The 8,722-nt window shown below is 63.6% G+C and carries 8 protein-coding genes; 7 read left to right on the plus strand and 1 reads right to left on the minus strand.

Annotated elements, in window-relative coordinates; genetic code table 11:
• From EN984_RS13075 to EN984_RS13105, 7 genes are all read left to right on the plus strand, one after another.
• The coding region (locus tag EN984_RS13075) for a peptidoglycan-binding domain-containing protein (protein ID WP_164765462.1) at nt 1-164 on the plus strand (164 nt) is incomplete at its 5' end.
• 262 nt (nt 165-426) lie between these two features.
• Nucleotides 427-2,070, plus strand: coding sequence for an ABC transporter substrate-binding protein (locus tag EN984_RS13080; RefSeq protein ID WP_127267906.1), 1,644 nt, complete (start codon nt 427-429; stop codon nt 2,068-2,070).
• Between the two features lie 18 nt (nt 2,071-2,088).
• Nucleotides 2,089-3,156, plus strand: coding sequence for an ABC transporter permease (locus tag EN984_RS13085; RefSeq protein WP_127267905.1), 1,068 nt, complete (start codon nt 2,089-2,091; stop codon nt 3,154-3,156).
• Nucleotides 3,153-4,073, plus strand: coding sequence for a nickel transporter permease (gene nikC, locus EN984_RS13090; RefSeq protein ID WP_127267904.1), 921 nt, complete (start codon nt 3,153-3,155; stop codon nt 4,071-4,073). Before EN984_RS13085 ends, nikC begins: the two co-directional genes overlap by 4 nt.
• The gene (locus EN984_RS13095; RefSeq protein ID WP_127267903.1) at nt 4,070-4,915 is read left to right on the plus strand and encodes an ABC transporter ATP-binding protein; all 846 of its coding nucleotides are present in this window, start codon (nt 4,070-4,072) and stop codon (nt 4,913-4,915) included. The genes nikC and EN984_RS13095 overlap by 4 nt, the downstream gene beginning before the upstream one ends.
• Nucleotides 4,912-5,661, plus strand: coding sequence for an ABC transporter ATP-binding protein (locus tag EN984_RS13100; RefSeq protein ID WP_127267902.1), 750 nt, complete (start codon nt 4,912-4,914; stop codon nt 5,659-5,661). The genes EN984_RS13095 and EN984_RS13100 overlap by 4 nt, the downstream gene beginning before the upstream one ends.
• 46 nt (nt 5,662-5,707) lie before the next feature.
• A complete protein-coding gene (locus EN984_RS13105) occupies nt 5,708-6,046 on the plus strand; it encodes a hypothetical protein (protein ID WP_127267901.1) in 339 nt (112 codons plus the stop codon).
• A 12-nt stretch (nt 6,047-6,058) separates the two neighbouring features.
• On the opposite strand, the gene EN984_RS13110 is transcribed toward EN984_RS13105, so the two are convergent.
• The coding region (locus tag EN984_RS13110; RefSeq protein ID WP_164765463.1) for an efflux RND transporter permease subunit at nt 6,059-8,722 on the minus strand (2,664 nt) is incomplete at its 5' end.

Genomic DNA, 8,722 nt, shown 5'->3' on the forward strand with positions numbered 1-8,722 from the left:
TCGCGGCCCTGCAGCGGTCGCTGGAAGCCAAGGGCTATGATGTCGGCAGCGCCGATGGCCTGCCCGGCTTCAAGACCCGCCGTTCGATCGGCACGTGGCAAGCCAAGAACGGCCGCGCCGCCACCTGCTTCCCTGACGCCGACCTGGTCGCGGCGCTGAAGTAGCCGCGACATTCGCCAGATTTTCCCCGATCGGCAGCCTCTATTGGCTGGCTTGTGCGTCGGCATCCCGCCGGCCTTTCTGGCCCATTGAGCCGTCGCACAAATGCTCGTTGCCCGCCACCAGGCTGCCGGATATGGTGTTGACCAACTGGACAAAAACCGCAACGGTAGGAGATCCGTGGGCCCCTCTCCAGGCCCGAAAAAAATTCCACAACCCTGAGCCGGGAACTCAGGTCAACAAACAACAAAACAGGGAACAATCACGATGATGATGGAAAAGTTTGCTCTACGCTCTCGCTTCCTGCTTGCGGGTGCAGCCATGTCCGCACTGCTTCTGGCCGGCGCGCCCGCCGGTGCGGTCACGCCCGCCGACACGCTGGTCGAAGGTTTCGCGATCGACGACATCATCTCCATGGATCCGGGCGAGGCGTTCGAGTTGTCGACCGCCGAGGTCACCGGCAATACCTATGATCTGCTGGTCCGTCTCGACCTCAGCGACACCTCCAAGGTCAAGGGCGACCTCGCCGAAAGCTGGACCGTCTCCGACGATGGGCTGACCTACACCTTCAAGCTCAAGCCCGGCCTCAAATTCGCCTCCGGCAATCCGATCACCGCGGCCGACGTCGCCTGGTCGTTCGAACGCGCCGTCAAGCTCGACAAGAGCCCGGCCTTCATCATCGGCCAATTCGGCATCAGCGGCGACAACGTCGCCGAGAAGGCCAAGGCGGTCGACGAGACCACTTTCCAGTTCACCGTCGACAAGGCTTATGCCCCGAGCTTCGTCCTGAACTGCCTGTCGGCAACGGTCGCTTCGGTGGTCGACGCCAAGCTGGTCAAGGAACATGTCGCGGCGGTCACGCCGAGCGCCGACTACAAATGGGACAATGATTTCGGCAATGCCTGGCTGAAGACCGGCTATGCCGGCTCCGGCGTCTTCAAGCTGCGCGAATGGCGCGCCAATGAGGCAGTCGTTCTCGAGCGCAACGACAATTACCATGGCGAAAAGGCCAAGCTTGCCCGCGTCATCTATCGCAACATGAAGGAAAGCTCGGGCCAGCGCCTGGCGCTCGAAGCCGGCGACATCGACGTTGCCCGCAATCTCGAGCCGAACGATCTCGACGCCATCGCCAAGAACGCCGATCTCACGACCACCAGCGCGCCGAAGGGCACCGTCTACTACATCAGCCTCAACCAGAAGAACCCGAACCTTGCCAAGCCGGAGGTCCGCCAGGCCTTCAAATATCTGGTCGACTATGATGCCTTGAGTTCCACCATCCTCAAGGGCATAGGCGAAATCCACCAGACCTTCCTGCCCAAGGGTGTGCTCGGCGAATTGGATGAGAATCCGTTCAAGCTCGATGTCGCCAAGGCCAAGGAATTGCTGGCCAAGGCCGGCCTGCCCGACGGCTTCAGCGTAACCATGGACGTACGCACCGGCCAGCCGACGACCGGCATGGCGGAATCGATCCAGCAGACGCTTGGCCAGGCCGGCATCAAGCTCGAGATCATCCCGGGCGACGGCAAGCAGACGCTGACCAAATATCGCGCCCGCAACCACGACATCTATATCGGCCAGTGGGGCCAGGATTATTTCGACCCGAATTCCAACGCCCAGACCTTTGCCTCGAACCCGGACAATTCGGATGCGGGCAAGTCCAAGACGCTGGCCTGGCGCAACGCCTGGGACATTCCGGACCTGACCAAGGAGACGGAAGCAGCACTGCTCGAGAAGGACGCCGGTAAACGCGCTGACATGTACAAGGATCTGCAGAAGAAGATCCTGGACACCAGCCCCTTCGTCGTCATCCACCAGCAGCTGGAAGTGGCCGGCCTGCGCAAGAACCTCAAGGGCTTTGCGCTCGGCCCGAGCTTCGACAGCAATTTCGTCGGACCGGTGTCCAAGGAATAATGCTCGCGGACACGCCGCATGAGCGCGGTTGAAAAAGAAATGGCGGCGGGGCGCGGCAGCGCCCGCGCTGTCGCTATTGCATCATCCTTTGGCCGTTTCCTGGTCATTGCGATCACGACCTATCTTGGTCTGCTCGCGGTCACCTTCTTCATCGGCCGCGTCATTCCGATCGACCCGGTGCTGGCGGTGCTCGGCGACCGGGCGCCGGCCAATGTCGTCGAGCGCACGCGCCGCGAGATGGGCCTCGATCTGCCGTTGATCGAGCAGTTCTACATCTATGTGAAAAATGCCCTGAACGGTAATTTCGGCGTCTCCGTGCTGACCACCAATCCGGTCATGACCGACATTCGCCGGGCGCTGCCGGCCACCACCGAACTGGCGACGCTGGGAACGCTGATCGGGGCGCTGTTCGGCGTGCCGCTCGGCGTGCTGGCGGCGGTCAAGCGCGGCAGTCTCATCGACCAGATCGTGCGCATCATCGGCCTGATCGGCTATTCCGTGCCGATCTTCTGGCTCGGCCTGCTGGCGCTGGTGCTGTTCTATGCCAAGCTGCAATGGGTTGCCTTCCCGGCGCGGCTCGACGTCGTCTACGAGTACACTTTTACGCCGATCACCGGCTTCTATCTCCTCGACTCCGCGATGCAGGGGCAGTGGGACGTGTTTTACGACGCCTTCCGCCACATCATCCTGCCGGCATCGCTGCTCGGCTACTTCTCGCTCGCCTATATCAGCCGCATGACGCGCTCGTTCATGCTCAACGAACTGTCCCAGGAATACATCGTCGCGGCGCGCGCCAAGGGCCTGTCGGAAACCCGCATCATCTGGGGCCACGCGCTGCGCAATGCGGCGGTGCCGATGGTGACGGTGATCGCGCTCTCCTATGCCGGGCTGCTCGAAGGCTCGGTGCTCACCGAAACCGTGTTCTCGTGGCCGGGCATCGGCCTTTACATCACCAATTCGCTGCAGAACGCCGACATGAATGCGGTGCTCGGCGGCACCATCGTCATTGGCTCGGTGTTCATCGCCATCAATCTGCTCTCCGACCTGCTGTATCGGGTGCTCGATCCGAGGACGAAGGTTCAATGAGCGCCGACACCATCCAGAGTCGTCGCGACTGGCTGCTCAGCGAGCGGCCGGCCTCGCGCATGCAGGCAAGGCTCGGCCGCGCCTATGTGGCGTGGCGGCGCTTTTCCGCCAACCGGCTGGCCTTTCTCGGCCTGCTCATCATCATTGCCTTGCTGGCCGTCGCCGCCCTTGCCGGCGTGCTGGCGCCCTATTCTCCGACGTTCGGCGACCTGAAGAACGCGCGCCTGCTGGCGCCGAGCGCCGAGCATTGGTTCGGCACCGACGATCTCGGCCGCGATATCCTGTCGCGCATCCTCTACGGCTCGCGCTGGACGCTCTATGTGGTCATCCTGGTGGCCATCATCGCGGCACCGATCGGCCTCTTGGTCGGCACGGTGGCCGGCTATGCCGGCGGCTGGACCGATGCCATCCTGATGCGCATCACCGACATCTTCCTCGCCTTTCCCAAGCTGATCCTGGCGCTGGCCTTTGTCGCAGCACTGGGCCCCGGCATTGAGAATGCGGTGCTGGCCATCGCCATCACCTCATGGCCGCCCTACGCCCGTATCGCGCGCGCCGAGACGCTGACGGTGCGCAATTCCGATTACATCAAGGCGGTGCAGCTGATGGGCGCCTCGCCCTTCCGCATCGTGCTGCGCCATATCATGCCGCTTTGCATTTCGTCCCTGATCGTCAGGGTGACGCTCGACATGGCCGGCATCATCCTGACCGCCGCCGGGCTCGGTTTCCTCGGCCTCGGCGCGCAGCCGCCGCTGCCCGAATGGGGCACGATGATCGCGTCCGGTCGCCGCTTCGTGCTCGACCAATGGTGGGTGGCTGGTGCGCCGGGCTTCGCCATCCTCATTGTCAGCCTCGGCTTCAATCTGCTCGGCGACGGCCTGCGCGACGCGCTCGACCCTCGCAGTGGTGACCAATGAGCAGGGAAACGAAGACGCTTCTCGACGTCGACGACCTGCGCGTCACTTTCCCGACCCGCACCGGGCTGATCGAGGCGGTGCGCGGCGTCTCCTTTTCGCTCGGTCGCGAACGGCTCGGCATCGTCGGCGAATCCGGCTCCGGCAAATCGCAGACCGGCCGCGCCATTATGGGGCTGACGCCGCCGCAGGCGCGGATATCGGCCAACAAGCTCGCCTTCGACGGCATCGACCTGCTCAGCGTCTCGCCACGCGAACGCCGGAAGCTGCGCGGCAAGCGCATCGCCATGATCCTGCAGGACCCGAAATATTCGCTCGACCCTGTCATGAGCATCGGCCGCCAGATCGTCGAGACGCTGCGCACCCATGAAAAGGTCGGCAAGGCCGAGGCGCGCGACCGCGCATTGGCCATGCTGGAGGCGGTGCAGATCCGTGATCCCTCTCGCGTCTTCAACCTGCATCCGCATGAAGTTTCGGGCGGCATGGGCCAGCGCGCCATGATCGCCATGATGCTGATCGCAGGACCGGAAATGATGATCGCCGACGAACCGACTTCGGCGCTCGACGTAACCGTGCAGCTCGATGTGCTAGGCATCCTCGACAAGCTGGTCAGCGAACGCGGCATGGGGCTGATCTTCATCTCGCACGATCTGCGCCTGGTCTCATCCTTCTGCGACCGCGTCATCGTCATGTATGCCGGCAAGGTGGTCGAGCAGCTCAAGGCGTCCGAACTCGGCCATGCCCAGCATCCCTACACGCGCGGCTTGCTCAATTGCATGCCCAAGATCGGCGCCGACCGCCACCCGCTGCCGGTGCTCGACCGCAAGCCGGAGTGGGCGGCATGACTTCCGCGATTGCCGTCGACAGGCTGGAAGTGATCTTCGACCGTTTTCGCGCGCTGAAGGGTGTCAGCCTCGACGTGCAGCCGGGCGAATCCTTCGGCCTGGTCGGTGAATCCGGCTCCGGCAAATCGACGCTGCTGCGGGCCATCGCCGGCCTTGCGCCGGTCGCATCGGGCAGCATCGTCGTCAACGGCAAGACGCTTGGGACACGCCGCGACAAGGCCTTCTACCGCGAAGTCCAGATGGTCTTCCAGGATCCGTACGGCTCGCTGCACCCGCGCCAGACCGTCGACCGGCTGCTGCAGGAACCGCTTGCCATCCATGGCTTTGCCGACGGCGAAAAGCGCATCCAGCGGGCGCTCGACGAGGTCGGCCTCGGCAACGGTTTTCGGTTCCGCTATTCGCACCAGCTCTCCGGCGGCCAGCGCCAGCGCGTGGCGATCGCCCGTGCGCTGATTCTCGAACCGTCGATCTTGCTGCTCGACGAGCCGACCTCGGCGCTCGATGCCTCGGTGCAGGCGGAAGTGCTCAACCTGTTGGAAGAGGTACGCAGGCGGCGCAAGCTGACCTTCCTGATGGTCAGCCACGACCTCGCCATCATCACCCATATGTGCGAGCGGCTGATGGTGATGCAAAGCGGCGAGGCGGTGGAGAATCTGGCGGCGGCAGACCTTGTCGAACGCCGCGTAACCAAGGATTATACGCGCAATCTGTTGCGGGCCAGCGATGGGTTTGTGAGAACCGCCTGAATTCGTTTTCTCGTTTTGCGTCGAACAACCATCTCGGGGAATTCCTATGGAGGAATGGAAGTTTGCGGATCCGCCCAATCTCGCAGTGTATTCGGACAAGAGCATATTTAAACGTGGCGACTGGATCGCATACGTTGTGCATGAAGATGACGACGACGACAGCTACAACGACGAAGGTGGCACTTGGCAATTCCACAACAGCGAACCCGGACCTGTGGATGACGGCGACATAATGCTCGTCGGCCTGCAAGAGGTGGTGAGGTGGGATCAAACTATCCTGGAGTTGGCCGATTTGCCTAAAGGTTGGCATGCTTGGCGCGCCTCGAAATCATCGCCATGGCGGCGTGCAAAGTCACGTCCCGTACCCTCTAACGACAACGAATGACCCGGCAAAGCCTTAAGTCTGAGCTTGCACCGGTTCGCCGCTCTCCACAGGTGGCTCTTCCTGGGCTTCAGGCTCCTTGATCCTGAACCACGTCACATAAAGCGCCGGCAGGAACAGCAACGTAATCGCCGTGCCGGCAATGATGCCGCCCATCATGGCATAGGCCATCGGGCCCCAGAACACTTCACGTGCGATCGGGATCAGCGCCAGGCTGGCGGCGGCCGCCGTCAGCGCGATCGGGCGCATCCTGTGTTCCGTCGCTTCGATGACAGCGGCCCAGCGGTCCTTGCCGTCCCGGACGAGATCCTCGATCTGCACGATCAGGATGACCGAGTTGCGGATCAGGATGCCGATCAGCGCCAGCACGCCGAGGATGGCGACGAAGCCGAGCGGTGCTCCGCTCGGCACCAGGGCCGCCACCACGCCGATCAGGCCGAGCGGCGCCACGGCCACCACCAGGAACAGGCGCTGGAAACTCTGCAACTGCACCATCAGGATCGTCGCCATGACGAACAGCATCAACGGCACGACGGCGGCGATTGGTCCCTGGCTTTTGGCACTCTCCTCGACCGAGCCGGCGGTGGCGATCGAATAACCCGGCGGCAGCTTGGCGGTGAAGGCATCGACCGACGGCTTCAACTCGTTGACGACGGTGGCCGGCAGCACGTCGCCGACCAGTCCGGCGCGCACGGTGATGGTCGGGATGCGGTCGCGTCGCCACACCGTTGGCTGCTCCAGATCGTAGCGGAAGTTGGCGACGGCCGCGAGCGGGATCGCCTCGCCGGTACTGGTCGGCAGCTGCATGTTCTGCAAGGTTTCGATCGAGCCGCGTTCGGACCCACGCGAGCGCGCCACGACATTGATCAGATAGGTGGCGTCGCGCACCTGCGTGATGGTGGCGCCGCCGACCGTACTGTTCAGCGCGCTGGCGATGTCGGAGGAGGTGATACCGAGCTGGCGTGCCTTGTCCTGCAGCACGTCGACCCTCAGCACACGCTGCGGCTCGTTCCAGTCGAAGGTCGGCGCTGCTAGCTTTGGATTGGCGGAGATGACACCGGCGAATTGCTGCGCCAGTTCGCGCACCGTCTGGATGTCGGGACCGCCGACGCGATATTGCACCGGGCGGCCGACCGGCGGTCCGAGTTCGAGCGGCTTGACGAAGGCGTCGGTGCCGACGAACTCCTCGCGCAGCAGTTTTTCAAGCGCCGGCTTGACCCGGTTGCGGGCCGCGATGCTTTTGGTGACGATGACGGTCTGGCCGAAATAGGGGTTGGCCGGCTGCACGTCATAGGCGAGCACGAAACGCACCGCGCCCTGGCCGATATAGGACGAAAAATGGTCGATGTCGGGATTGCCGACCAGCGCCCGCTGCTCGAACCGCTCCATCTGGTCGCGCGTATCGGCGATCGAGGCATTCTGCGGCAGGTTCCAGTCGACGATCAGCTCCGGCCGGTCCGATGGCGGAAAGAACTGCTGCTGCACCAGCCCGAAGCCGGCGATCGAGCCGGCAAACAAAAGCACTGTGACGATGATGGTCAGCCAGTGATGGCGCACCGAGCCGACAAGCACGCGCCGGAAAAGCGAGGTGAAGCGGCCAGGCTGGTCGTGATGCTTGGTTTTCATCGTCGCCGGCAGGATGGTGACGCCGAGCAGTGGCGCAAACAGCACCGCCACGACCCATGACACCAGCAGCGAAACGGCGATGACCACGAACAGGGTGAAGGTATATTCGCCGGCGGCGCTGTTGTTGAGGCCGATCGGGATGAAGCCGGCGACCGTCACCAGCGTACCGGTCAGCATCGGAAAGGCGGTCGATGTGTAGACATAGGTCGCCGCCTTGCGCAGATTGTCGCCGACCTCCAGCCGCGCCACCATCATCTCGACCGCGATCATCGCGTCGTCGACCAGAAGCCCGAGCGAGATGATCAGCGCCCCCAGGGAAATACGCTGCAGCGAAATGCCGAGATAGGCCATGACCGTGAAGGTGATGGCCAGCACCAGCGGGATCGACAGCGCCACGACGAAGCCGGCGCGCATGCCGAGGCTGATGAACGACACGGCGAGCACGATGGCGACCGCCTCGAACAGCGCGCGCGTAAAGCCCGAGACGGCCTCCTCGACGATGACCGGCTGGTCGGCCACCAGATGCACGCCGACACCGACCGGCAGGTCGGCCAGCACCTTGTCCATCTCCTTGTGCAGCGCCTCGCCGAACTCGAGCAGGTTGGCGTTGGGTTTCATGCCGATGGCGAGCCCGATGGCGTCCTGGCCGTTGAAGCGGAATAGCGCCGTAGGCGGATCGACATAGCCGCGCGTGATCGTCGCCACGTCGCTGAGGCGGAAGAAACGGTCATCGACCCGCAGATTGATGGCGCGCAGGCTGTCCTCGGAGGTGAACTGCCCGCCGACCCGCACGCTGATGCGCTCCGGCCCGGACTGGATGACGCCGGACGGCGTGATCGCGTTCTGCGCCTGCAGGCTCGCCACGATCGCTTGCTGGTTGAGGCCGAGGGCGGCGATCTGGCGGGTCGAGAATTCGAGATAGATCGCCTCGTCCTGGGCGCCGACGAGGTCGACCTTGCCGGCGTTGGGCACGGTCAGGATTTTTGTTCTGGCGTCCTCGACATAGTCGCGCAACTGGCGCGGCGTCAGCCCGTCCGATGTGAAGGCGTAGAT

Origin of the sequence: Mesorhizobium sp. M7A.F.Ca.CA.004.12.1.1 (assembly GCF_003997835.1) — a bacterium.
Taxonomy (GTDB): domain Bacteria; phylum Pseudomonadota; class Alphaproteobacteria; order Rhizobiales; family Rhizobiaceae; genus Mesorhizobium.